The following is a 23060-nucleotide window of genomic DNA, read 5'->3' on the forward strand; positions in this document are numbered from 1 at the left end:
TAAGGCAACGCTGAACAAGCGGTCGATCCAGCGACCCGTTGCCTCCTGATTGCGCCATGCGAGAAGCAAGGTCAAATCAAGTGGATTTCGTACCGTTTCAGGGCCATTTCGACCTTGTGCACGCGTTTGGCGTGCGCTGCAGACGCACTCATCCCATGAGGCGCTGACGCGCCAGGTAGATGTTGGCCAATCCCAGCGCCACGAACGAGCGCGTGGCGTTCTTGGCCAGCCCCCGGTAGCGCACCTTGGCAAAGCCCCACAGCCGCTTGACCACTGCAAAGACGTGTTCGACCCGCGCCCGGATTCTGGACTTGTTGCGGTTCTTCGAGCGTTCGGCTTCATCGACTTCACCGCCCTTGCGCACGCGCTGGTTGGTGAAGTCTTTGGCCTTGGGCGCCCTGGAAGCGATCAGCGTCTTCTGGCTAGCGTAGGCGCTGTCGCCGTACACGCGCTGCTCGTTGCCGTGCAGCAAATCGGGCAGCGGGTGTTTGTCGTGCATGTTGGCCGCTGTCACCACGGCGCTGTGCGCCAGCCCGCTGCGACTGTCCACGCCGATGTGCATCTTCATCCCGAAATACCACTGCTGACCCTTCTTGGTCTGGTGCATCTCGGGGTCACGTTGCTTGTCTGCGTTTTTGGTCGAGCTCGGTGCGCCGATGATGGTGGCGTCCACGATGGTGCCGGTACCGACCTTCATGCCCTGCGCCTGCAGCACCTCTCCCACTTTGGCAAACAAGGCCTCGCCCAGTTGGTGCGTCTCCAGCAAGCGGCGAAACTTCAGCAGCGTGGTCGCATCGGGCACGCGCTCGCGCCCGAGGTCTATGCCGACAAAGCGCCGCAGCGCGGTGCTGTCGAGTAGCGCATCCTCGCAGGCCTCATCGGCCAGGTTGAACCAGTGCTGCACGAAGTACATGCGCAGCATACGCTCGAGCCCGATCGGTGGACGCCCGTTGCCGGCCTTGGGGTAGTGAGGCTCGATCACCGCGCACAACGCCTGCCAGGGCACGATCTGCTGCATCGTGGCCAGGAAGGTATCGCGCCTGGTCGGCCTGCGGTAAGGCTCAAAACCTTCAGCTTGATCGGCGGCCATGGCAAGGGTTTGCTGTTTCATCTTCATCTGCCTGTTCGTCTGTACTGCAACGGTACAGGTAAACACCACGCTCGAGCAGTACTTAATCAGCGTTGCCCTAAGCTCTCGCAACCGCCATACGGGTGGGGGCATGGCTGTCGTTGGCCATACGCATGCGTGACAAAAATGAATCTTTTAAAACTGTTTCAGCGCTTTCAAAAAAAAACGCCCTGAAGCGTCGGCATCCAGCGGCCACGGCGATCTGGCCACGACACAGGCCACACCGCACCCGCCCGGCCTGGTCATTGACCGCCTGGACATCCAGCGCGCCATCATCTTGCACCTGGAATGGTGCGTGGTGTTCAACGACCACCTGGGCGCAGACAGCAGCCTGCACCAAGCCACCGAACCGCTGCCCGACGCCCCGAGCAGCGGCCTCGGTCAATGGCTGGCCCAGACGCGCCACCGCCCGCTGGGGCAACACCCCCTGTTTGCCGAGCTGGAGCAGGCACACCTGCAATTTCACGGCACGGCCGACCGGGCTCTGGCGCTCACCCGCAACGGCCACATGAGCCAGGCCAGCACCCTGCTGAACACCGACTTCGAACGCAGCCGCTCCCGCGTGCTCGACATCTTGCGCAGCCTGCAGAAAACCTAACGCCGCTGCGCCCCTGCGCTGCGTCCACCAGAGGCGCCCCACACAAGCTGGATCATCGGCTTGCGCTGGGTACGCAAGGCGGGTTCGAAGCGCCGCCTCACACCTTGTCGTCCAAGGTGGCTCCCGTCACGCCCCGTGGCACTTTTTGTATTTTTTGCCGCTGCCGCAGGGGCACAGGTCGTTGCGGCCGGGGGTTTCGGCTTTGCGCACCGACTCCACCCTCGGGCCCATGCTCTGCCACAGCTGGCGCAGGTCGTACACCGCCCAGATGGCGGCGCCAAATTCGTTCAAGCGGGTGTCGCTCACGCTGGGTGGGCCGTCGTCGCTGTGCATGCACACCGTGGGCGTGTCGGTGTCGTCTTCGGTCAACGCCACGATCGCGTCCAGCGCGTCGTTGAGCATGGCGGCGGCTTCCTTGTCGCGCGGGGCGGCCCATTCTTCGGCCCAGTTTTCCACCACAAACATGAAGCCCAGCGCCCACACCTGGCCAAACGCTGGCAACTCCTGGTCGCCAATTTCGGCGCGGGCTTCTTCGGGCAGGCTGGCCACTGCGCCGCGCACATCCATCACCTCGGGGTGGTAGCTGCGCTCGTCGTCCAGCGCTTGCACATCGCTGTTCAGCGCCGCGGCCACTTCGTTCCAGCGCCGCGTCCACAGCGTCATGAACTGGGCCAACTGCGCCTCGTCGGCAAAGTAGGTGTCTTCCTCATCGCTGCCGGCCACACCGGGCGTGCTGTCGCCCGTGCCCAGCAGCACCGGGAAAAACTCGCCCGGCATGATCAGGCGGCGTGTGCACAGCAGCGCAGCCATCGCGCCTTCACAAAACTCCCATTGCGGCACGTCCTCACCGCGCGTGCGCAGGTCGTCCAGAATCGCGTCCAGCGCATCAAAATCGTCGTGGTCCATCGGCTCGGTGGACAGGTTCAGGGCTTCGGTCGTCATGGCGGTCAAAAAAAAGGGTCGGGTTTTAAGATACTGGCCAGTGTAGCCTTGCTGCCCACCTGAAAGACACCATGCTCGACCGACTCAACACCCTCTACCCCGTGCGCTACACGGCCCTTGCCCTGTGCGTGCTGGCGGCGCTGCTGAGCCTGTTCACGCTGGTGGGGTTTGGGGTGGGCTTGCTCTCGCTGCTGGTGTTCGGCGGGCTTTCGGTGCTGGGCTGGCGAGACCTGCGCCAAACCAAAAGCTCGGTGCTGCGCAACTACCCGGTCATCGGACATTTCCGCTTCATGCTGGAAAAAATACGGCCCGAGATTCGGCAGTATTTTCTGGAAAGCGACAACGAAGCCACGCCGTTTTCACGCAGCCAGCGCAGCCTGGCCTATGCCCGCGCCAAAGGCGAAACCGACAAGCGCCCCTTTGGCACCCAGCGCGACGTGAAGGCCGTGGGCCACGAATGGCTCAACCACTCGCTCGCGCCCAGCCAGGTGGCCTCGCACGACTTTCGCCTCACCATCGGCGGCCCGCACTGCACCCAGCCCTACGAGGCCAGCGTGTTCAACATTTCGGCCATGAGCTTTGGCGCCCTGTCGGCCAACGCCATCCAGGCGCTCAACGCCGGTGCCCAGCGCGGCCGCTTTGCGCACGACACCGGCGAAGGCTCCATATCGGCCTGGCACCGCCTCAACGGCGGCGATCTGATCTGGGAAATTGGCTCCGGCTACTTTGGTTGCCGCGACGACGCGGGCCACTTCAACGAAGAAAAGTTCAAGGCCAACGCGCTGGACGCCCAGGTCAAGATGATCGAGCTCAAGCTCAGCCAGGGCGCCAAGCCGGGCCACGGTGGCGTGCTGCCCGGCCCCAAGGTCACGCCCGAAATTGCCGCTGCGCGCGGCGTGCCGGCGGGGCAAGATTGCGTCAGCCCCGCCGCGCACAGCGCGTTTTCCAACCCCACGGAGCTGATGCACTTCATCGCCCGGCTGCGTGAGCTCTCAGGCGGCAAGCCCACCGGCTTCAAGCTCTGCATTGGCCACCCCTGGGAATGGTTTGCCATGGTCAAAGCCATGCTGGAAACCGGTATCACGCCCGACTTCATTGTGGTGGACGGCGCCGAAGGCGGCACCGGCTCCGCCCCGCTGGAATTTACCGACCACGTGGGCGCGCCGCTGCAAGAAGGCTTGCGCCTGGTGCACAACACGCTGGTGGGCGTGAACCTGCGCGACCGCATCAAGATCGGCGCCTCCGGAAAAATCGTCAGCGCTTTTGACATCGCCCGGGCCATGGCCACCGGCGCCGACTGGTGCAACAGCGCGCGCGGCTTCATGTTTGCGCTGGGCTGCATCCAGGCGCAGACCTGCCACACCGGCCAGTGCCCCACCGGCGTTTCAACGCAAGACCCGTTGCGCCAGCAAGCGCTGGTGGTGCCCGACAAAGCCGTGCGCGTGTTCAACTTTCACCAGCAGACCCTGCACGCCCTGCAAGAACTGGTGCAAGCCGCCGGGCTGCAACATCCCGGTGAAATCACTGCCCACCACATCGTGCGCCGCGTGAACGACAACGACGTGCGCCTGCTCGCCAACCTGCTGCCGTCGACCCTGCCCGGCGCCCTGTTGGGTGACTTGCAGGGACAACACCCCGTGTTCACCACCTACTGGGCACAGTCCAAGGCGACACACTTTGCGCTGGGTTGACCGCCCAGCAGCCGCAGCACGAGCACAGGCACAAGGCACCACAGCATGACCCCCCTCCAACACCCGCCCGGTTTGTCGTTGCGCCCCGTGAACGACGCGGTGTGCGCCGTGTTCGACGCGCAAGGCCTGCTCGTGGGCAACCTGAAACACATTGGCGCTGCGTGGAAGTTCAAGGCGGTGGGCCACACCGCATCGGGCGAGTTGGAGCCGGGTGGTGGGCCGCTCACGCACCGACACAACACGGTGTTTGAGCGGCTGGATGCGGCCGAGGTAAGCGTCCGTTTGCTGGCCGACTGAGCGACCTTGCAAGCGGTCGCCCAGGCCCAAAACCCTCAGACCTTGGCGAAGCGACCGCGCAAATACGCAATGATCGCGGCCGAGTCGTAGAGCCACTGGCTCTGGCCTGCGGCGTCGGTGATCTTCAGGCACGGCACCTTGATGGCGCCGCCGCCTTGCTGCAATTCAGCGCGGTGGGTGGCATCGTGCTGGGCGTCGCGCTGCTCGATGGGCAGCGACAGGCGCCGCATTTCTTGCCGCACTTTGATGCAAAACGGGCAGGTGTTGAACTGGTACAGCGCGAGGTTTTTGCACTGCAGGTTGACCGTGGTTTGCGCAGAGGGCTCGCGCACCATGCCACGTGGCTGGGTGAGGCGCTCTTTGAGCAGCATGAACGGGCCCAGCACGGTGCGCAGGGTTCTGAAGAAGGCGCGGATGACGGTTTTCATAGAGGTGGAAACGTTGCAAAGCCTTGCGGCGAAAAAATAAAAGAGGGTGCGTCAGGCGCACTGGCGGGTGGTTTCAGATGCGTGAGCCGTCTTCCAGAAACCGCTCTTCGCGCTCCAGTGAGCCTTGTGCATTGAAATGCTTGCGGCGCAGCAACACGCCACGCTCGCCGTGCTCGTCTTCGTGCCGCAGCAGGCCGGCCTCGTTGAAGTAGCGTTGCCAGCCCCAGAGACGGCCGTTGCGTTCCACATTCATGGCCGAAGGCTTGCCGTTGTCCCAAAAGCTTTCGGTGGTGCGCAGCTCAACCCTGCCTTCACGGGCGATGTTTTGCCGCAGCTTGGGCTGGCCGTTCAAGTACCACTGCTGAATGCTGCGCTCAAGGCCCTGGGCCCAGCGGGTTTCCTGCGTGAGCTGGCCGCTCTCGGCCCACTCGCGGCCCACACCTTCGCGCCCGGTGGGCTTGGCCGTGGGCTCAGGCTCCAGCAGGTCGGTTTCAGAGCGGAGCTGACCCGAGGGGTAATACACGCGCTTGATGCGCCGCACCGGTTGCCCGGCTTCCCGGTGCAGCGCTTCACTGCGCACCAACGCGCCTTGCGGGTTCAACACGGTGAGGCTTTGCAGCGCGCCCGCAAGGTAGCTCACGGTGCCCGAAGGCTGGCCCGGCACACGGTACAGGGTGACGTTGCTGGCGCGGCCCCGGTGCCCGCACACGGCCTGGTCTTGCGGCAGCAGCGACACCGGGGCGCAGCGCAGTTCGCTCAGGCTGCCATCGGCCAGGGTGCTGAGGCTGACGGCTGTGCGCCGGTCAACCACGTAGTCGAGCCGCTGCAAGTGGCCGGCTTCGGCAAAGGTTTTTTGCGGGCCCACGGGCTGGCCGTCGTCCAGGTTTTCTTCACGGCGCAGCGTGCCACGGGCATCCCATTCGCGGGCCAGGCCGTGGCGGTTGCCGCGGGCGTTGGTGCTGTGTTCTTTGCGCGACCCATCGCGGTACACCCAGCGCGCCGGGCCCTCCAAGCGCCCGTCTTGAAGCGTCTGTTCGCGCAGGCGTACGGGGCCGTCAGCGTCGGTGCAGCGCATGAGGCCGCTTTTGCCGGCGGTGGTGAAGCCGTTGGCCGGGTTCACGGGCTCGCCCGCCAGCTCGCACTGGGGTACGGCATGCGACGCGCCGGCCAGCAAGAGCCCCAGCAGCGCAGCCAGTGCGGCGCGCCAGCGTTCAGTGGGCTGCGCCAAGTGCCACATGGGATGGGTGGGCCACAACAACGCCGCCAGCAACACCGGCCAGGGCAGGCACCCACTGGCGGCTCACCACCACACCCAGCCGCGCGAGCCGCCGGGCCATGGACAGCACATGCGCGTCTTTGCTGACCAGCGCTGCGCGGTGGGCCACAGCAAGGTCAATGAACTTCTGGTCGTCCGGGTCTTTGCAGGTGTAGGCCGCTTTGGGCGCGGTGGGCACGATGCAGACGCGTTGGTCAAACGCGTCCAGCACGGCGGCTGCGGACTGGCCGTGGCCGCTCAGGCGCTTCACGATTTGCGGGTAGGCCAGCACGCGAGCCAGCTCTTCGCGCATGGCCTCGGTGGCCAGCCAGCCGTGGGCATCGCCGTCAATGGCGGCGCGCAGCGCTGCCGTGGCGGGGTCGCCAAACACAAACAGGTCCAGCGCGATATTGGTGTCGAGCACCAGCAGCAGAGACAGCGGTTGGAACGTGTGTTGCGACATGGGTTTGGGGCGTCAACCCTGCTGCGGCCGGCCCTCTTCGGGCTTGGGTTCGGTGCGGCGCGCGGTGAGGTCAAAGCGGAACAGGCGGCACTCAATGGGCCCGTTCCACATGGGGACGCGGCGCGATTCTTTGAAGCGCATTTTGCCGGGCAGCTTGAGGTCGGGCGTGAGCAGCCAGGCGCTCCAGCCGGCGTAGTGGGTTTTCCAGTGGGCGGCGAGTTGCTGAAAGAACTCGCCGCCGTCGCCACCATCGGCCATTTGCGCACTCTCGCGCCCCAGGCCGGGCGGGGGTGGCGCGGCCTTGCCCACCGTGAAAGTGCGCGGGGTGCGAGGCTCCATGCGCTGGGCACGGGCGCTGGCACGGTCTTCAGAGCTTTGGCCCGCCACACCGGCGGCCGCAATGCGCTCGCCATAGGGCGGGTTGAGCAGCATCAGGCCCGGCCGTTCGGTGGGGGGCAGGCGCTGCAGCGCGTCGCCACCGCGCAGCTCAATGGCGTGGGCCACGCCCGCGCGCTCGGCGTTGCGCTGGGCAAAGTCGACCATGCGGAACGACACGTCGCTGCCAAACACGATGGGCGGGTGGCCTTCGGGCCAGGGGCGGATGTCGCGCTCGGCTTCGTCCTGGATGGCGGTCCACACGTGGGGCTGAAAGGGCACCATCTTCTCGAACGCAAAACGGCGCAGCAGGCCCGGCGCGATGTTGAGCGCGATTTGAGCGGCCTCAATCACCACGGTGCCGCTGCCACAGCAAGGGTCGTACAGCGGGGTGATGGCGTCCAGCGACTCGGCCTCGCCGCCGTTCCAGCCAGTGGCGGCGATCATGGCGGCGGCCAGGGTTTCTTTCAGCGGGGCGTCGCCCTTGTCTTCGCGCCAGCCGCGCTTGAACAGCGGCTCGCCCGAGGTGTCGATGTAAAGCGTGAGCTCTTCGGTGGTGAGGTGGGCGTAGATGCGCACGTCGGGCCAGGTGGTGTCCACGCTGGGGCGTTCGCCGCGCTTGGCGCGAAAGCGGTCGCAGATCGCGTCTTTGATCTTCAAGGCGGCGAAATTGAGCGAGGTCAGCGGACTGTGCTGCGCGGTGATCTCGACCTTGATGGTCTGCGCCGGGCTGAACCAGATTTCCCAGGCAATCTCGCCGGCCGCGTTGTACAGGTCTTGCTCGCTACGGTAACCGCCGTGCCAGAGCTGCACCAATACCCGTTGAGAGAGTCGGCTGTGCAGGTTCAGCCGCATGGCGTCGCGCCACGAGGCCTGCACGCCCACACCGCCACGCGCCTTGAAGGCCAGCGGCTCGCCGGTGATGCGCTGCACCTCTGCGGCCAGGTAATCCTCTACGCCAGCGGCGCAAGGGAGAAAAAGTTTGAGTTGGTTCATAACAAGTTACTTCGGCAATGGCTACAGAGCATCTGGTGCGTTGACCCCTTCCAGCATGCCCCACGGAACCGCCCTTCGACAAGCTCAGGACGGGCCGCTGGGGTGGCGGTGACGCGAAGCGGCGCGGGGGGTTACAAGCTCTTTCGCAGGTTCGCGGGCGCAATGCGCAGCGCCTCGCGGTACTTGGCCACGGTGCGCCGCGCGCATTCGATGCCCTGCTCTTTGAGCAGGTCGGAGAGCTGGTTGTCAGACAGCGGTTTGGCCGGTTCTTCGGCCGCAATGAACTGCTTGAGCAGCGCACGCACCGCAGTGCTCGACGCGTTGCCACCGGTTTCGGTGCCCAGCGACGAGCCAAAGAAATACTTGAGTTCGTAAGTGCCAAACGGCGTGGCCATGTATTTGGCGGTGGTCACGCGGCTGATGGTGGATTCGTGCAGGCCCAGCTCGTCGGCAATTTCGCGCAGCACCAGCGGGCGCATGGCGAGTTCGCCGTGCATAAAGAAGTTGCGCTGGCGCTCCACAATGGCGCTGCTCACACGCAAGATGGTGTCAAAGCGCTGCTGGATGTTTTTGATGAACCAGCGCGCTTCTTGCAGGCGCTGCTGCATGGCGGCGTGGCCGGCTTCGCCGCTGGCGCCACCGTCGCGCCCACCGCGGTTGCCGCGCATGGCGTTGGCGTACACGTCGTGCACGCGCAGGCGCGGCATCACCTCGGCGTTGAGCTGCACTTTGAAGCCCCGCCCAGCGCGGGTCACGAGCACATCGGGCACCACCACGTTGCGCTCCACGTCGACAAAACGGCGGCCGGGCTTGGGCTCCAGCCGCGCGATAAGGCCCAGCGCGGCGCGGGCGGTTTCGTCGTCAATGCCACACAACGCACACAAGCGCTTCACGTCGCGCTTGGCCATGAGCTCCAGCGGCTGCTTGCAAATGGCCAGGGCAGCGCGGGCCTCAGGGCTGTTGCGCATTTCCTCGATCTGCAGGCGCAGGCATTCGCCCAGGTCGCGGGCGCCCACGCCAGCCGGCTCCATGTGCTGCAGCAAATGCAGGGCCATGGTGAGGCGCTGTTCGAGGGCTTCGCGGGCCTCCAGCTGTTCCGGGTCTTCCCCGGTTTCCGGGTCGGCCGTCAGCACACCGGGGTTGGACAGGCTGAGCCAGGCGGTGGCCAGGTCGGCCAGCGTGTCTTCCAGGTAACCGTCGTCGTTGAGCGACTCGATCAGGAAATAGAGCGCGGCGCGGTCTTCGTCGCTCAGGCGCAGGCAGCGCGCCTGGTCGTGCAGGTGGTCTTGCAGGCTGACGGGCACGCGCGCCAGGTCGGCCGCAGTGGCGGTTTCGTCGTCGTCGCCCGAGCCGCTGTTGCGGGGCGGTGCGTCACCACCCCACTCGCTGTCGTCGGGCGCCATTTCCACGGTGCCGTCGCCTTCCCAGCTTTCTTCCACCGGGGTGGCACCGTCCAGGCGGCCTTCCAGCTCATCGCTTTGCGCGCTGTCGGTGGTGCTGTCGCTGGAGGACACGCGCTCAGACACCAGGCCGTCGTATTCGGGCGCGGACGCCACCGCCTCGGCCCCAGCCTGTGTGGCGTCGGTGATCTGCTCACCCGCGCTCACCGGTGCGTCGGTCTGCTCCAGGCCAAACGCTTCGCGGTCGGCGATCTCGTCGGTGCGCTCCAGAAACGGGTTTTCGTCCAGCATCTGCTCGACTTCCTGCGCCATTTCCAAGGTGGACAGTTGCAGCAAACGGATGGACTGCTGCAACTGCGGCGTGAGCGCCAGGTGCTGCGAGACGCGGAGGGACAGGCCTTGTTTCACAGGCCGCCCCCCCGCCGCGCTGCGCGCGTCCCCCCCAGGGGGGCGCACCCTGGGACCGGCAAAGCCGGATCCGCGGGTGCCCTGAATAGCGGCGCCTCACTCGCCCACCGTGGCGTGGGCGAAGTGGCCGGGTCAGCCGCCGGGCCGCCCCAAGGCAGGCCCAGCCCCCTTGGGGGGCAGCGACCCGCGCAGCGGAGGAGCGTGGGGGCTTGTTTCATCACATCCGGAAATGTTCGCCGAGGTACACCCGGCGCACATCGGCGTTTTCAACGATCTCGGCGGGCGTGCCGCTGGTGAGCACGTGCCCCTCGTTGATGATGTAGGCACGGTCGCAAATGCCCAGGGTTTCGCGCACGTTGTGGTCGGTGATCAGCACCCCGATGCCGCGCGATTTCAGGAACCCGATGATGCGCTGGATCTCGATCACGGCGATCGGGTCGATGCCGGCAAAGGGCTCGTCGAGCAAGATGAAACGCGGGTTGGTCGCCAGGGCGCGGGCAATCTCTACACGGCGCCGCTCGCCGCCCGAGAGCGCGGGCGCGGGCGAATCGCGCAGGTGGTCCACGTGCAGGTCTTTGAGCAAGGCATCCAGCCGCTCTTCAATGGCGGCGGGCTTGAGCGGTTTTCCCGCGTCGTCCAGCTGCAGTTCCAGCACGGCGCGCACGTTGTCGGCCACCGAGAGCTTGCGAAAGATGGACGCTTCTTGCGGCAGGTAGCCCAGGCCCAGGCGGGCGCGCCGGTGAATGGGCTGGCGCTCGATGGACTGGCCATCCAGCAGAATCTGGCCCGCGTCGGAGCGCAGCAGGCCCACGATCATGTAAAACGAGGTGGTTTTGCCGGCTCCGTTGGGGCCGAGCAAACCCACCACCTCCCCCTTGTCGACGGCCAGCGACACGTCCTTGACCACGAGGCGGCTGCCGTAAGCCTTCTTCAGCCCGCGCACTTCCAGGCGGCTGGTGGAGAGGAGGGAGTCGGGTTGGGCCGCCATTGCCGTGGCGGGCGCCGTCACCGCGTGCCCTCGCCAACCTGCCCGCTGGGACGCAGCGGCACGGGCGAGGCTGCGGGGGCCGTCGGCGCGTCTTCCTTGGGCACGGGCGTGAGCATGGCCCTCACGCGCCCCGACGGATTGCCTGGCGTGCGGTTGGCGACCCCACCGTCCACCGAAAACATGTCGTTGCTGCTGTTGTAGGTGATCACGCTGCCGGATGTTTCGTCGTTGACCTGCGCACCTTTGTAACGCCGCAGCACGGCGCTGCCGACAAAGCGCACCGTCTCGGACTTGCTGTCGTATTCAATGCGCAGGGCCTCGCCCTCGATGAACTCGTTGGCCACGTCGCGTTTCTGGCGGAAAAAAGCCGGGCTGCCGGTCACGGTTCCAAACTGGTTGCCCTGGGCATCCTGACGCACCTCCACACGCCCCCCCCGGATGATGATGGTGCCTTTGGTGATCACCACATTGCCGGTGAACACGCTGGTCTGGTTGGCGTCGTCGTAACGCAGCGCGTCGGCCTCGGCGTTCATGGGCTTGTTGCGGTCGGCCCGTTCGGCATGGGCGGCACCCACACACAACAGACCGATCACCAGCGCAGCGGCCAGCGGTCGAGAGGAGCGAAACAGGTGGAAGGTGGGCATGGCAATGTAGGGCACGAAACTTGCATTCATTGTAGCGGCGCGAGCCGGCGTTTGCGGCTGGCGGACGAGAGACTTTGCCGGCCCGAGCCTGCACGGCATCGCACGGCGGGGCAGACCCGTCGCCCACCCGAAAACGCACAAAGCCCGCGGGCAGCGGGCTTTGTGTGCGGCAAGTGTCCGGCCAGGCTCAGGCTTTTCGCAAGTCGGCGATCAGCGCGTTGGCCACCACCAGCGTTCGCGGACCTTGGCCCGTGACGTAATAGCGGCCCCCCACACCCAGTGATGGGGTGCCTTCCACCTGGTAGGCGTCCTGCAACTGGGTGGCGCGCTTCGCCTTGCCCGCCACTGCAAACGAATTGAAGAAACCGGTGAATTTCTCGCGATCCACCCCTTGCGCGGTCACCCAGGCGGTGATGGCTTCCGCCGTGTTCAGGCGCTGCTTGTCCACATGGATGGCGCGGAACACTTTTTCATGCAGCGCATCAACCTGGCCCATGGCCTCCAGCGCGTAGTACAGGCGCTGCAGGGGCACAAAGGCGTCGTTGAAAGCCACCGGCGTGCGGCGCACCACCACATGGGCGGGGGTCTTCTTCATCCAGTCGTTGAGCAAGGGCTCAAAGTTGTAGCAATGGATGCAGGTGTAGGCAAAAAACTCGACCACCTCAATCTTGTCTGCCGGGCTGTCGACCGGGGCCGGGCGCCCCAGGCGGACAAAATCAGCGCCTTCTTTCAGACTCGTGAGCTGGGCGTGCGCGGGGACAAGGGTCAGGGCTGCCGTGGCACCCAGGGCGGTGGTGGCGCCGGCCGCCAGCAGGGAACGGGAAAATTCGCGACGTTGCATGGATTCAAACTCCTGGTTGGGTCATTTGGGGGCTGCGGACTGGGGAAAAGTTCCCGCGCCCGCACCGCACTTGGGCGGATTTCAACGCTGAACGCGCACCAGAGCGGCTTCCACGCCGTTGACTTCGAGTTGCTCGCGCGTCACGTCAGCCAGGGATTTCTGGTTGAACGGACCGACCCGAACACGGAACACGGTGCGCCCAGACTGCTCGCGTTCGGTCACCTGGGCATCAATGCCGAGCATGGCCAGCTTGGCGCGCTGGGCCTCGGCGTCGTCGGACGTGCGGAAGGCGCCCGCCTGCACAAAATAGGCAAAGGGATCGGCACCGGGTGCGGCGGCTGCAGCCGTCGTGGCCGGTGCAGGCGTGGGCTGCCCCAGGCGGGACTGCACCAGATCACCCAGCGGATCGCCGGCGGGTGCCGGCTTCGCCGGAACCGGAGCTTGAGCGGCCGGCTGAGCCACCGGCGCAGGCAGCGCCTGCCCATCGGCCGGCGGCACCACGATGGCGCCACCCTCCGGGCTGGCGGGCACCGGCGGCACCGCCGACGCATCCTTGCTGCCCAGCGCGGCGTTCGGGTTCCAGCCCCTGTTGCGCTCGGCTTCTTCCACGTCCTGCGCGGGCTTGCGCGACACGCCACGGTCCACAAAGGGGACGGGCACGCGGGTCACATAAATGGCCACCGACAGGGCCGCGCCCAGGCCCACCAGCAGGCCCACCACAAAGCCCACCAGGGTGCCGCCGCGCTGCTGCCGGGCCGGCAAAGAGAGTTGTTTCATAAAGGATTCCAGGCTCACATTTTTTGCGGGGCGCTCACGCCCAGCACCGCCAGCCCATTGTGCAACACCTGTGCGGTGGCTTTCACCAGCGCCAGGCGGGCCAGCTTCACCGCTTCGTCGTCCACCAAAATGCGTTCGGCGTCGTAGTAGCTGTGGTAGCAGGCGGCCAGCTCACGCAGGTAAAACGTGACGTCGTGCGGCGCAAAGTCCTGCGCGGCCGACGCCAGCATGGCCGGGTATTTGGCCAGCTGCAACATGAGCGCCTGCGCGGGGGGGCTATGCAGGGCGGCCAGGTTCACGTCTTTCAGCGTGGCGGGGTCGCCGCCGTCCTTGTCTTGCCAGGCCGCCAGCACCGAACAAATGCGCGCATGGGCGTATTGCACGTAATACACCGGGTTGTCGTTGTTCTTCTGCACCGCCAGGTCCACGTCAAACGTGTATTCGGTGTCGGGCTTGCGGCTGAGCAGGAAGAAGCGCACGGCGTCTTTGCTGGTCCATTCGATCAGGTCGCGCAGCGTCACGTAGCTGCCGGCGCGCTTGCTGATCTTCACCTCTTCACCGCCTTTGACCACGCGCACCATGGTGTGCAGCACGTAGTCGGGGTAGCCCTGGGGAATGCCCACGTTGGCCGCCTGCAGGCCGGCGCGCACGCGGGCGATGGTGCCGTGGTGGTCGGTGCCCTGGATGTTGATCACCTTGGTGAAACCGCGCTCCCACTTGCTGATGTGGTAGGCCACGTCGGGCACGAAGTAGGTGTAGCTGCCGTCGCCTTTGCGCATGACACGGTCTTTGTCGTCGCCGTAGTCGGTGGACTTGAGCCACAGCGCGCCGTCGTGCTCGTAGGTCTTGCCGGCGTCGCGCAGTTTTTGCACGGCTGCGTCCACCTTGCCGCTGGTGTACAGGCTGGACTCCAGGTAGTAGTTGTCGAACTTCACCGCAAAGGCCTGCAGGTCCAGGTCCTGCTCGTGGCGCAGGTAGGCCACAGCAAACAGCCGGATGTCGTCGAGCGCGTCCACGTCGCCGCTGGCGGTGAATGCGCGGTCGTCGGAATGCACCGTCTTCTTGGCCAGGTAATCGTTGGCAATGTCCTGGATGTAGTCGCCGTTGTAGGCGGCTTCGGGCCACTCGGGGTCGCCCGGCTTGAAGCCTTTGGCCCGCAGCTGGGTGCTGTTGGCCAGGGTGCCAATCTGCACGCCGGCGTCGTTGTAATAAAACTCGCGGTAGACGTCCCAGCCCTGGGTTTCAAACAGGCTGCAAATGGCGTCGCCCAGCGCAGCCTGGCGGCCGTGGCCCACGTGCAGCGGGCCAGTGGGATTGGCGGACACAAACTCCACCATCAGGCGCTGGCCGTTGGGTGGGGCCATGCCAAAGCGCTCGCCGGCCTGCAGCACCTCATGCACGATCTGCTGCTTGGCCTCAGGCTTCAGGCGGATGTTCAGGAAGCCGGGGCCGGCGATGTCGATGTCGGCCACCCAGCGTTCGTAGGCGGGCAACACCAGCAGCGCTGCGCGCAGGGTTTCGCCCAGCTGGCGCGGGTTCAGCTTGAGCGGCTTGGCCAGTTGCATGGCGGCGGTGCAGGCAAAGTCGCCATGCGCGGCCACCTTGGGCGACTCGAACGCGGCGCGGGCACCCGCGCCGGGGGACAGTTTTTCCAGCTCGATGGCCAGGCCGGTGAGCAGTTCTTGTTTGATCTTGAGCATGCGGCGATTTTAGGGCGCGGCCGTGCGACAGCCACAGAACGGTCAATCCACTCGCAGGTGCTGGGCGGCGGCGGCCTTCACCGCTTGCGTCAGGCGCTGCGCCGACGGGGCCTCGCGGGCCCAGTGCTGCCAGTACAGCGCCACGTCCACCGTGGCGCCGGGCAGCACCTCTTGCAGGCTGGGGCGGCTGGCCAGGTGCTGTTCGGGCACCATGCCCCAGCCCAGGCCGAGTTCAATGGCGGTTTCAAACGCCTCCACCGCCGGGGCAAAGTGGCGCGGGTAATTGGGCTGTTTCAAGCCAAAGTGCTGTGCCAAAAAAGCGTCTTGCAGCGCGTCTTTGCGGTTGAAGATGATGGCCGGGTGCGACAGCAGCTTATGCGGCGACACCGCGCCAGCGGGCGTGCGGCAGCGCTGGGCCACGGCGGGTGCAGCCACGCAGCGGTAGCGCATGACGCCCAGCGGCTCGGCCACGCAGCCGCGCATGGGCTCGGCCAGCGTGGTCACGCAGCCAATCACGTCGCCGCTTTTCAGCGCATCGTGCGTGTGGTCCTGGTCGTCAATCAAGATTTCCAGCAACAAGCGGTGGCGCTGCAGCACCGGAGCCACGCCGGGCAAAAACCAGCTGGCCACCGAATCGGCGTTGATCGCCACGCTCAGGCTCTGCCAGCGCACGCCGCCACGCGCCTCGCTGCCCTGCAGGCCACCCAGCAGGTCGGCCTCCATCAGGCGCACCTGCTTCACATGGGCCAGCAGCGCCTGCCCGGCTGGGGTGGCGCGCACCTGCTTGCCGCGCACCAGCAGGCGCTGGCCCAGGGCGTCTTCCAGCGCCTTGATGCGCAGCGACACCGCCGCCAGCGTGAGCGACAAGGCCTGCGCGGCCGGGCCAAAGCCACGGTGTTCCACCACGGCGGCCAGGGCTTCGAGTTGGCGGGCATCCAGCATATTTTGGTTAAATATTTATTGAGTGATAAGAGTTTAATTTACCTAGATTTAAATTAAGTGGAATCTGGAACACACTGCCGGTCATTCGAGCCCGACTCGACCCCCAACAGCCCCGCTCCCGGAGATTTCCATGGTCCTGACCTTCCCCACCTTCACCGCCGGCATGGTGCTCAGCATCTCGCTGATCATGGCGATTGGCCCGCAAAACGCGCATGTGCTGCGCATGGGCCTGCAGCGCCAGCACCTGTGGCTCACGGTGGCGGTGTGTGCCCTGGCCGACGTGGTGCTGATTGGTCTGGGCGTGTTCGGCCTGGCGCAGCTGGGCGGCCTGAGCGACAAGCTGCTGGGCGCGCTCATTGGCGCGGGTGTGCTGTTTCTCGGCGTGTACGGCTGGCAGGCGTTTCAGCGTTTTCTGAAGCCGCAGGCGCTGGCGCTGATGAACGACGACACCGGCAAACCCCAACTGGCCGCAGCGCCGGTAACCCAGCGCCAGGCCATCCTGTCAGCGCTCGCTTTTTCCTGGCTCAACCCGCACGCCTGGCTCGACACCGCCGTGCTGATCGGCACCGCCTCGCTGGCCTACGGGCAAGGCAGCACCTCGTTTGGCCTGGGCGCGGCCACGGGTTCGCTGGTGTGGTTTGTGGTGCTGGGCACGGCGGCGTTCTGGCTGGGTCGCCGGCTCAATTCGCTGCACATCTGGCGCGTGCTGGACGGCGCCGTGGCCCTCATGATGTGGGGCACCGCCGCTTGGCTCCTATCTTCATTGGTGTGATCCCATGACCACCACCCGCCCCAGCACCGCCCCGGTCACCGTTTTCGGCCCGGACTTCCCGTTTGCCTTTGACGACTGGCTGAAGCACCCTCAGGGCCTGGCCACCCTGCCCGCCATCGCGCACGGCACCGAAGTGGCCATTGTGGGCGCAGGCATTGCCGGCCTGGTGGCGGCCTACGAGCTGATGAAACTCGGCCTGAAGCCCGTCGTGTATGAGGCCTCGCGCATGGGCGGGCGGCTGCGCTCGCAGCCGTTTGAAGGTGGGCAAGGTGTCATCGCTGAGCTGGGCGGCATGCGCTTTCCGGCCTCGGGCACGGCCTTCTACCACTACGTGCATTTGCTCGGCCTGCCCACCCAGCCATTCCCCAACCCGCTCACGACCGCCGCCGGCAGCACGGTGGTGGATCTGGAGGGCCAGACGCAATACGCCCGCTCGCTGGCCGATTTGCCGCCGCTGTTTAACGAGGTAGCCGAGGCCTGGAGCGCCGCGCTGGCCGAGCTCGGCTTTGGCGATCTGCAGCGGGCGCTGCGCGAGCGCGATGTACCGTGCCTGAAAGCCCTGTGGGACCGGCTGGTGCCGCTGTGGGACGACCGCACGTTTTACGACTTCATCGCGCAATCGGAAGCGTTCTCGGCCCTTTCGTTTCGCCACCGCGAGGTGTTTGGCCAGGTGGGTTTTGGCACCGGCGGCTGGGACTCGGACTTTCCCAACACCATGCTGGAAATCTTGCGCGTGGTGCTCACCGGCTGCGACGAAGACCAGCACCTCATCACCGGCGGCGTGCAGCAGGTGCCGCTGGGCCTGTGGGCCCACGCGCCCGAGCACATCACGCACTGGCCGCAGGGCACCAGCCTCGCCAGCCTGCACGGCGGCGCCACGCGCCCGGGCGTGACGGCCATCGCCCGCGCGCCCAGCGGCCAAATCGCCGTGACCGACACCTGGGGCACCGCGCGCGAATACCCGGCCGTGCTGGTGACCTGCCAGAGCTGGCTGCTGACGACGCAGATCGCGGTCGAAGAATCGCTCTTCTCGCAGAAGCTGTGGATGGCGCTGGACCGCACGCGCTACATGCAGTCGAGCAAAACCTTTGTGATGGTGGACCGCCCGTTCTGGAAAGACCTGGACCCCGCCACCGGCCGCGAAACCATGAGCATGACGCTCACCGACCGGCTCACGCGCGGCACCTATCTGTTTGACAACGGGCCCGACAAACCCGCCGTGATCTGCCTGAGCTACGCCTGGATGAGCGACGCGCTGAAGATGCTGCCGCACCCGCCGTACAAGCGCGTGCAGTTGGCGCTGGACGCGCTGAAAAAAATCTACCCGACCGTGGACATTGCCAGCCACATCGTGGGCGACCCGATCACGATTTCGTGGGAAGCCGACCCGTATTTTCTGGGCGCCTTCAAAGGCGCCCTGCCCGGCCACTACCGCTACAACCAGCGCATGTACGGTCACTTCATGCAGGAAAACCTGCCGCCCGCCGAGCGCGGCATTTTCCTGGCCGGCGACGACGTGTCGTTCACACCCGCCTGGGTGGAAGGCGCGGTACAAACCTCGCTGAACGCGGTGTGGGGCATCGTGCACCAGCTGGGCGGCCAGTGCCCGACCGACAACCCGGGGCCGGGTGAGCTGTTCCCAGCCATCGGTCCGGTGGTGTTGCCCGACTGAAGTTTTTGGGCACAAGATCGCAGCATGCAAGACCTTGCCCTGGCCCTCTGGCAGACCCCGCACCCGGCCAACGCCGCCGAGGCATTGCCGCGCCTGGACGCAGCTTGCGCACAAGCCCGTGCACAGGGGGCTGGGTTGCTGATCACGCCGGAGATGTTTTGCACCGGCTACGCCATCGGAGCCGACCGTGTGGCAGCGCTGGCCGAACCGGCCGACGGTCCGCTGGCGAAAGCCGTGGCCGACATCGCGCAACGCCACGGCATCGCCATCGTTTACGGCTACCCCGAACACAACCCGGCGGCCAAACCCTTCAACGCGGCGCAGGCCATCGCCCCCGACGGCACCCGGCTCGCCAATTACCGCAAGACCCATTTGTTTGGCGACCTGGACCGTGCGCAATTCAGCGCGGGCGCCACCGCATCGCAGGTGTTCAACTGGCGCGGCTGGTGCCTGGGCCTGCTGATCTGCTACGACGTGGAGTTCCCCGAAGCCGTGCGCGGGCTCGCGCTGCAGGGGGTGGATGCGGTGCTGGTGCCCACAGCCAACATGACGGGTTTTGACGAAGTGCAAAACCTGCTGGTGCCGGCCCGCGCCTGCGAAAACCGGGTGTTTGTGGCCTATGCCAACGCCTGCGGCAGCGAGGGCCACACGCATTACGGCGGGCTCAGCACCGTGGCCGGCCCGCACGGCGCGGCCCTGGCCCGCGCTGACCGCGACCCCGACCTGTGGCTGGCCACGCTGGACTACGCAGCGCTGCAACCAGCGCGGCAAAACAGCTATCTGAACGACCGGCGCACCGACTTGTATGGGCCGCTGGTGGACTGAAACGCGCTGAAGACCGCGCGTTGTTCACCGCCCGATGCCGATCGGTCTTTGCTGCGAGAATCGTCATTTCTCGATACTCCCCCCACTAAGGAACAGCATGGACATTCAAGGCTTTTTGGCGAACTACTGGCCCCTCCTGGCCTTGGCGCTGTGGTTTGGCTACAAGTGGTGGAACGCACGCCGCGTGGTGGCGCTGCTGCCAGCGCTCAAAGCGCAAGGCGCCGTGTGGGTGGATGTGCGTTCGGCCAGCGAATTTGCCACAGCCAGCGCACCCGGAACGGTGAACATTCCCCTGGGCGAGCTGGGCCAGCGCCTCGGCGAAATCCCCCAGTCGGCCCCCGTGGTGTTGTGCTGCGCCAGCGGCACACGCAGCGGCATGGCCAAGCTGATGCTGAAGAAAAACGGCTACCGCAACGTGTACAACATCGGCAGCTGGACGAAGTTGCAGACCTGATCGGCTTGCCGCGCCGACAGACTCAGCGCCCCGCCCAAAAGTCTGCCTGCCCGTAGTGGTGTTTTAAAAAGTCGATCCACAACCGCACCCGCAGCGCCAAATGTTTGCGCTGCGGAAACAGGGCGTAAATGCCGTTGGGTGGGGCGGCGTAGTCGTCCAACACCGTCACCAGGCGGCCCGCAGCAATGTCGGACTCCACTTCCCAGGTGCTGCGCCAGGCAATGCCGTAGCCGGCCACACACCAGGCGTGCAGCACCTGACCGTCTGAGCAGTCGAGCGGGCCACCGGGGCGCAGGTGCACCAGCTCGCTGGCGCCGCCTTCGGCGGCCGGCATGGCAAACGCCCAGCCGCGCGTTTGCGAGGCGTCGCTGCTGAGCGTGAGGCAGTCAAAGCGCGACAGGTCGGACGGGGTTTGTGGCCGCCCGTGGTGCTGCAGATAGCGCGGTGCCGCCACGCACAGGCGGCGGTTGTCGGCCAGACGCACGCTCACCAGCGACGAGTCGGGCAGGTCGCCCACGCGCACGGCGCAGTCGTAGGCTTCACCGGCCACATCCACCACGCGGTCGCTCAGGTTCAGCGAAATCGTCACCTCGGGGTGCAGCTCGCGAAAGCGCGGCACCAGCGGCGCCACGTGGCGGCGGCCAAAGCCGGCGGGCGCGGTCAGGCGCAGGTGGCCGCAGGCCTTCACGCCGCCCGCGCTCACGCTGGCTTCGGCGTTGGCCAGGTCGGCCAGCAGGCGCTGGCAGTCTTCCAGAAACGCACTGCCTTCGTGCGTGAGCGTGATGCGCCGGGTGGTGCGCACCATGAGCTTGACGCCCAGACGCGATTCGAGCGCGTCGAGCCGCCGACCGATGATGGCCGGCGCCACACCTTCGGCCCGGGCGGCGGCGGTGAGGCTGCCGCGGGTGGCCACGGAAGCAAAGGTTTCGAGCTGTTTGAGCTTGTCCATGGCGGGCAGATTACCCCAGCTGTGGTCTCAAATCAACCACGCGAATCCGCATATTCACAACCGCAGCAGTTGCAATAAGGCAGCGCGCTGCGCGTCCAAATGGCGTTCCCGGCGCGCTTGCCCAATACCAAGGCACCCGTGGAACGGGCTCCGCCCGGCCACAGGGTGCGTCCCCCTCCGAGCGCCGCAGGCGCGTCAGAGAGGGGGAAGCCGCGCAGCGGCGCAGGGGGTGTCTCGCCTCACCAGCCTTTGGGCAGGCCGGCTTCGGGCGTCATGCCGTACACCGGCTCGCCGGGCAAGCCGGCCATGAGCGGCGCGCGCGCTGCCATGAGCTTGTGAAGGTCGAGCCCGGTGGGCACACCCATGGCTTCGAACATGAACACCAGGTCTTCGGTGACCACATTACCGCTGGCGCCGGGCGCGTAGGGGCAGCCGCCCAGGCCGCCGAGCGAGCTGTCAAAACTGCGCACGCCCACGTCAAACGCGGCCAGGCAGTTGGCCAGGCCCAGGCCGCGCGTGTTGTGCATGTGGGCCGCGCCCGCGCGCTCGCCCAGCTCGGCGCGCAGGCGGGTGAACAGGCGGCGCACCTGCGCGGGGTTGGCCATGCCGGTGGTGTCGGACAAGCCCACTTCGTCCACCCCCGCCTGCACGCAGGCCGCGGCCAGCGCGATCACCTCGTCTTCCGGCACGGCGCCTTGCAGCGTGCAGCCAAAGGCGGTGGACAGGCCCACCTCCACCGGCGCGCCGGGCGCCACCTCGTTGCGCAGCGCGATCACTTCGCGCAGTTCCGCCACCATCTGATCGCGGGTCTTGCGCACGTTGGCCAGCGAATGCGCTTCGCTGGCCGACACGGGCAGGGTGAGCTTGTGCACACCGGCGGCCAGCGCGGCCTGTGCGCCGCGCCGGTTGGGCACCAGCGCCATCACCGTCAAGCCGGGCAGGGTGAGCGCGTGGCGCACCACGTCGGCCACGTCGGCCATTTGCGGCAGCAACTGCGCGGGCACAAACGAGCCGACCTCGATCTCGCGCAAACCGGCCGCTGCTAGCGCGCTGATCCAGCGGCACTTGTCGGCCGTGGGCATGGTGGCTTTGACGGACTGCAGCCCGTCGCGCGGGCCGACTTCGCTGATGTGGATGTGGGAACGGGAAGCCATGGCGTTCATGCAACGGCGGTGATGGCGCGCAGGCGTTCGATCTCGGCGTCGGCATACCCCAGCCCCTGCAGCAGCTCGGCCGTGTGCTGGCCCCGGGTGGGCGGCTGCAGGCGCACGCCCAGGCGGTGGCCGTCCATGGTGAACGGAAACAGCGTGGTCTTGGCGGTCTGGCCGGCGCGGGCACCGTCGGGCAGGGTGATGTCGGCCAGGCCGCCGGTGGCCAACAGGTGTTCGTCGTCAAACAGCTCTTCGGGCTTGCGAATGGGCGCAAACGGCAGACCCACCTTTTCAAACAGCGCAGCCAGATCGGATGCCCGCCACTGGGCCAGCCGCTCGCGCAGCACCGGCAGCAACTGCGCACGCAGGGCCACGCGGGCGTTGTTGTCGGGGTAACGCGGGTCGGCCTTGAGGTCGGCAAAGCCCAGCGCGTCGCAAAAGGTGGCCCACTGCGCGTCGCTCACCGCCGCCAGAAAAATCTGCTCACCGTCTTTCACGGTGAACACGTCGTACACCGCCCAGGCCGAAATGCGCTCGGGCATGGGCGCAGCGGCCTGGCCGGTGATGGCGTACTGCAGCATGTGCTGGCCCACGAGGAACACGTTGTTTTCAAACAGCGCGCTCTGCACCTCCTGCCCTTGGCCGGTGATGCCGCGCTGGATCAGCGCGCCCAGCGCGCCGATGGCGCCAAACATGCCGCCCATGATGTCGTTGACGCTGGTGCCTGCGCGCAGCGGATCGCCAGGGCGCCCGGTCATGTAGGCCAGGCCGCCCATCATCTGCACCACCTCGTCGAGCGCGGTGCGGTGGTCGTAGGGGCCGGGCAAAAAGCCTTTGTGGCTCACATAAATGCAGCGCGGGTTCACCTGGCTCAGGGCTTCGTAGTCGAGCCCGTATTTCTTCATGGTGCCGGGCTTGAAGTTCTCGGCCACCACGTCGGCACTGGCCGCCAGCTTGCGCGCCACCTCGGCGCCCTCGGGCGTGTGCAGGTTGATCGCGATGCTCTTTTTGTTGCGGTTGAACATGGGAAAAAAGCCCGCGCCCGAGCCCAGCAGGTGGCGCGTGCGGTCGCCCTCAATGGGCTCGACCTTGATCACCTCGGCCCCCATGTCGGCCAGCACCATGCCGCAAGTAGGCCCCATGACCATGTGGGTGAACTCAACCACGCGCAGGCCTTTGAGCGGCTGCGGAGCGGTGGGCGGGGTTTCGCTGAATGGCGTGGCTTGGGTGTTCATGGTGTCGTTCGTCAAATGGCCCGGCATGCACCCGCCAGCGGCGCTGATGGCGAGCGGCCAGAAAGCAGGGGCTGGCCAGCCGCGCACTGTAAACCTTGGCGCGTCCGGTGGCCCCGGCACGGCATGCG

23 protein-coding genes are annotated in these 23060 nt (G+C 66.5%); 7 read left to right on the top strand and 16 right to left on the bottom strand.

Going from position 1 to position 23060, the window contains the following annotated elements; all coding sequences use genetic code 11:
- Nucleotides 1-148 precede the first annotated feature (148 nt).
- Nucleotides 149-1111, bottom strand: coding sequence for an IS5 family transposase (locus AC0GNR_RS08440; RefSeq protein WP_472900628.1), 963 nt, complete (start codon nucleotides 1109-1111; stop codon nucleotides 149-151).
- 313 nt (nucleotides 1112-1424) lie between these two features.
- On the opposite strand from AC0GNR_RS08440, the gene AC0GNR_RS08445 reads away from it, so the two are divergent.
- Nucleotides 1425-1727 carry a hypothetical protein gene (locus tag AC0GNR_RS08445; RefSeq protein WP_472900518.1) on the top strand — a complete coding sequence of 101 codons (303 nt, stop codon included), beginning with the start codon at nucleotides 1425-1427 and terminating at the stop codon, nucleotides 1725-1727.
- A gap of 126 nt (nucleotides 1728-1853) precedes the next feature.
- On the opposite strand, the gene AC0GNR_RS08450 is transcribed toward AC0GNR_RS08445, so the two are convergent.
- Nucleotides 1854-2669, bottom strand: coding sequence for a UPF0149 family protein (locus AC0GNR_RS08450; RefSeq protein WP_472900519.1), 816 nt, complete (start codon nucleotides 2667-2669; stop codon nucleotides 1854-1856).
- A 71-nt stretch (nucleotides 2670-2740) separates the two neighbouring features.
- Between AC0GNR_RS08450 and AC0GNR_RS08455 the strand changes: the two genes are divergently transcribed.
- Nucleotides 2741-4360: an FMN-binding glutamate synthase family protein gene (locus AC0GNR_RS08455; protein ID WP_472900520.1), complete on the top strand. Its 1620-nt coding sequence runs from the start codon at nucleotides 2741-2743 to the stop codon at nucleotides 4358-4360.
- Nucleotides 4361-4405: 45 nt separating this feature from the next.
- A complete protein-coding gene (locus tag AC0GNR_RS08460) occupies nucleotides 4406-4657 on the top strand; it encodes a hypothetical protein (protein WP_472900521.1) in 252 nt (83 codons plus the stop codon).
- Nucleotides 4658-4692: 35 nt separating this feature from the next.
- Here the strand turns inward: AC0GNR_RS08460 and AC0GNR_RS08465 are convergent, their stop codons facing one another.
- The 11 genes from AC0GNR_RS08465 to AC0GNR_RS08515 form a co-directional block, all read right to left on the bottom strand.
- Nucleotides 4693-5085, bottom strand: a complete 393-nt coding sequence (locus AC0GNR_RS08465; protein ID WP_472900522.1) for a glutaredoxin family protein — start codon at nucleotides 5083-5085, stop codon at nucleotides 4693-4695.
- A gap of 73 nt (nucleotides 5086-5158) precedes the next feature.
- Nucleotides 5159-6313: a toxin-antitoxin system YwqK family antitoxin gene (locus tag AC0GNR_RS08470; protein WP_472900523.1), complete on the bottom strand. Its 1155-nt coding sequence runs from the start codon at nucleotides 6311-6313 to the stop codon at nucleotides 5159-5161.
- On the bottom strand, nucleotides 6297-6803 hold the full coding sequence (locus AC0GNR_RS08475) for a putative toxin-antitoxin system toxin component, PIN family (RefSeq protein ID WP_472900524.1): 507 nt from the start codon (nucleotides 6801-6803) through the stop codon (nucleotides 6297-6299). The genes AC0GNR_RS08470 and AC0GNR_RS08475 overlap by 17 nt, the downstream gene beginning before the upstream one ends.
- 12 nt (nucleotides 6804-6815) lie before the next feature.
- Complete coding sequence (locus tag AC0GNR_RS08480) at nucleotides 6816-8174, bottom strand: THUMP domain-containing class I SAM-dependent RNA methyltransferase (protein ID WP_472900525.1); 1359 nt, start codon at nucleotides 8172-8174, stop codon at nucleotides 6816-6818.
- 131 nt (nucleotides 8175-8305) lie between these two features.
- On the bottom strand, nucleotides 8306-9982 hold the full coding sequence (gene rpoN / locus AC0GNR_RS08485; protein WP_472900526.1) for an RNA polymerase factor sigma-54: 1677 nt from the start codon (nucleotides 9980-9982) through the stop codon (nucleotides 8306-8308).
- Nucleotides 9983-10199: 217 nt separating this feature from the next.
- Complete coding sequence (lptB, locus tag AC0GNR_RS08490; protein WP_472900527.1) at nucleotides 10200-10970, bottom strand: LPS export ABC transporter ATP-binding protein; 771 nt, start codon at nucleotides 10968-10970, stop codon at nucleotides 10200-10202.
- Nucleotides 10971-10987: 17 nt separating this feature from the next.
- Entirely contained in the window at nucleotides 10988-11614 is a 627-nt protein-coding gene (lptA, locus tag AC0GNR_RS08495) for a lipopolysaccharide transport periplasmic protein LptA (protein WP_472900629.1), read from the bottom strand.
- 187 nt (nucleotides 11615-11801) lie between these two features.
- Nucleotides 11802-12455 (bottom strand): thiol:disulfide interchange protein DsbA/DsbL, encoded by a 654-nt coding sequence (locus AC0GNR_RS08500; RefSeq protein ID WP_472900528.1) that lies wholly within the window; start codon nucleotides 12453-12455, stop codon nucleotides 11802-11804.
- Between the two features lie 81 nt (nucleotides 12456-12536).
- A complete protein-coding gene (locus tag AC0GNR_RS08505) occupies nucleotides 12537-13232 on the bottom strand; it encodes an SPOR domain-containing protein (RefSeq protein WP_472900529.1) in 696 nt (231 codons plus the stop codon).
- A 14-nt stretch (nucleotides 13233-13246) separates the two neighbouring features.
- A complete protein-coding gene (gene argS, locus AC0GNR_RS08510; RefSeq protein ID WP_472900530.1) occupies nucleotides 13247-14932 on the bottom strand; it encodes an arginine--tRNA ligase in 1686 nt (561 codons plus the stop codon).
- Nucleotides 14933-14974: 42 nt separating this feature from the next.
- Nucleotides 14975-15874, bottom strand: coding sequence for an HTH-type transcriptional regulator ArgP (locus AC0GNR_RS08515; RefSeq protein WP_472900531.1), 900 nt, complete (start codon nucleotides 15872-15874; stop codon nucleotides 14975-14977).
- A gap of 130 nt (nucleotides 15875-16004) precedes the next feature.
- Here AC0GNR_RS08515 and AC0GNR_RS08520 point away from each other — a divergent pair, with 130 nt between their 5' ends.
- The 4 genes from AC0GNR_RS08520 to AC0GNR_RS08535 all read left to right on the top strand — a co-directional run bounded on the left by AC0GNR_RS08520 (nucleotide 16005) and on the right by AC0GNR_RS08535 (nucleotide 19597).
- Nucleotides 16005-16646, top strand: a complete 642-nt coding sequence (locus AC0GNR_RS08520) for a LysE/ArgO family amino acid transporter (protein ID WP_472900532.1) — start codon at nucleotides 16005-16007, stop codon at nucleotides 16644-16646.
- A 4-nt stretch (nucleotides 16647-16650) separates the two neighbouring features.
- A complete protein-coding gene (locus AC0GNR_RS08525) occupies nucleotides 16651-18318 on the top strand; it encodes a flavin monoamine oxidase family protein (protein ID WP_472900533.1) in 1668 nt (555 codons plus the stop codon).
- A gap of 24 nt (nucleotides 18319-18342) precedes the next feature.
- Entirely contained in the window at nucleotides 18343-19143 is an 801-nt protein-coding gene (locus AC0GNR_RS08530) for a carbon-nitrogen hydrolase family protein (RefSeq protein ID WP_472900534.1), read from the top strand.
- A 97-nt stretch (nucleotides 19144-19240) separates the two neighbouring features.
- On the top strand, nucleotides 19241-19597 hold the full coding sequence (locus AC0GNR_RS08535) for a rhodanese-like domain-containing protein (RefSeq protein ID WP_472900535.1): 357 nt from the start codon (nucleotides 19241-19243) through the stop codon (nucleotides 19595-19597).
- Nucleotides 19598-19619: 22 nt separating this feature from the next.
- Here AC0GNR_RS08535 and AC0GNR_RS08540 read toward each other — a convergent pair whose 3' ends face one another.
- The 3 genes from AC0GNR_RS08540 to AC0GNR_RS08550 all read right to left on the bottom strand — a co-directional run bounded on the left by AC0GNR_RS08540 (nucleotide 19620) and on the right by AC0GNR_RS08550 (nucleotide 22932).
- Nucleotides 19620-20546: a LysR family transcriptional regulator gene (locus AC0GNR_RS08540; RefSeq protein ID WP_472900536.1), complete on the bottom strand. Its 927-nt coding sequence runs from the start codon at nucleotides 20544-20546 to the stop codon at nucleotides 19620-19622.
- Between the two features lie 239 nt (nucleotides 20547-20785).
- On the bottom strand, nucleotides 20786-21700 hold the full coding sequence (locus AC0GNR_RS08545; RefSeq protein ID WP_472900537.1) for a hydroxymethylglutaryl-CoA lyase: 915 nt from the start codon (nucleotides 21698-21700) through the stop codon (nucleotides 20786-20788).
- Between the two features lie 5 nt (nucleotides 21701-21705).
- Nucleotides 21706-22932, bottom strand: coding sequence for a CaiB/BaiF CoA transferase family protein (locus AC0GNR_RS08550; protein ID WP_472900538.1), 1227 nt, complete (start codon nucleotides 22930-22932; stop codon nucleotides 21706-21708).
- Between the last annotated feature and the right edge of the window lie 128 nt (nucleotides 22933-23060).

This window comes from Hydrogenophaga sp. LT287 (assembly GCF_055702805.1).

Coding starts and splice junctions, on each gene's coding strand:
- AC0GNR_RS08440 (WP_472900628.1), bottom strand. CDS start 1,111: ATGAAACAGCAAACCCTTGCCATGGCCGCCGATCAAGCTGAAGGTTTT.
- AC0GNR_RS08450 (WP_472900519.1), bottom strand. CDS start 2,669: ATGACGACCGAAGCCCTGAACCTGTCCACCGAGCCGATGGACCACGAC.
- AC0GNR_RS08455 (WP_472900520.1), top strand. CDS start 2,741: ATGCTCGACCGACTCAACACCCTCTACCCCGTGCGCTACACGGCCCTT.
- AC0GNR_RS08460 (WP_472900521.1), top strand. CDS start 4,406: ATGACCCCCCTCCAACACCCGCCCGGTTTGTCGTTGCGCCCCGTGAAC.
- AC0GNR_RS08465 (WP_472900522.1), bottom strand. CDS start 5,085: ATGAAAACCGTCATCCGCGCCTTCTTCAGAACCCTGCGCACCGTGCTG.
- AC0GNR_RS08475 (WP_472900524.1), bottom strand. CDS start 6,803: ATGTCGCAACACACGTTCCAACCGCTGTCTCTGCTGCTGGTGCTCGAC.
- AC0GNR_RS08480 (WP_472900525.1), bottom strand. CDS start 8,174: ATGAACCAACTCAAACTTTTTCTCCCTTGCGCCGCTGGCGTAGAGGAT.
- lptB (WP_472900527.1), bottom strand. CDS start 10,970: ATGGCGGCCCAACCCGACTCCCTCCTCTCCACCAGCCGCCTGGAAGTG.
- lptA (WP_472900629.1), bottom strand. CDS start 11,614: ATGCCCACCTTCCACCTGTTTCGCTCCTCTCGACCGCTGGCCGCTGCG.
- AC0GNR_RS08500 (WP_472900528.1), bottom strand. CDS start 12,455: ATGCAACGTCGCGAATTTTCCCGTTCCCTGCTGGCGGCCGGCGCCACC.
- AC0GNR_RS08505 (WP_472900529.1), bottom strand. CDS start 13,232: ATGAAACAACTCTCTTTGCCGGCCCGGCAGCAGCGCGGCGGCACCCTG.
- argS (WP_472900530.1), bottom strand. CDS start 14,932: ATGCTCAAGATCAAACAAGAACTGCTCACCGGCCTGGCCATCGAGCTG.
- AC0GNR_RS08515 (WP_472900531.1), bottom strand. CDS start 15,874: ATGCTGGATGCCCGCCAACTCGAAGCCCTGGCCGCCGTGGTGGAACAC.
- AC0GNR_RS08520 (WP_472900532.1), top strand. CDS start 16,005: ATGGTCCTGACCTTCCCCACCTTCACCGCCGGCATGGTGCTCAGCATC.
- AC0GNR_RS08525 (WP_472900533.1), top strand. CDS start 16,651: ATGACCACCACCCGCCCCAGCACCGCCCCGGTCACCGTTTTCGGCCCG.
- AC0GNR_RS08530 (WP_472900534.1), top strand. CDS start 18,343: ATGCAAGACCTTGCCCTGGCCCTCTGGCAGACCCCGCACCCGGCCAAC.
- AC0GNR_RS08535 (WP_472900535.1), top strand. CDS start 19,241: ATGGACATTCAAGGCTTTTTGGCGAACTACTGGCCCCTCCTGGCCTTG.
- AC0GNR_RS08540 (WP_472900536.1), bottom strand. CDS start 20,546: ATGGACAAGCTCAAACAGCTCGAAACCTTTGCTTCCGTGGCCACCCGC.
- AC0GNR_RS08545 (WP_472900537.1), bottom strand. CDS start 21,700: ATGGCTTCCCGTTCCCACATCCACATCAGCGAAGTCGGCCCGCGCGAC.
- AC0GNR_RS08550 (WP_472900538.1), bottom strand. CDS start 22,932: ATGAACACCCAAGCCACGCCATTCAGCGAAACCCCGCCCACCGCTCCG.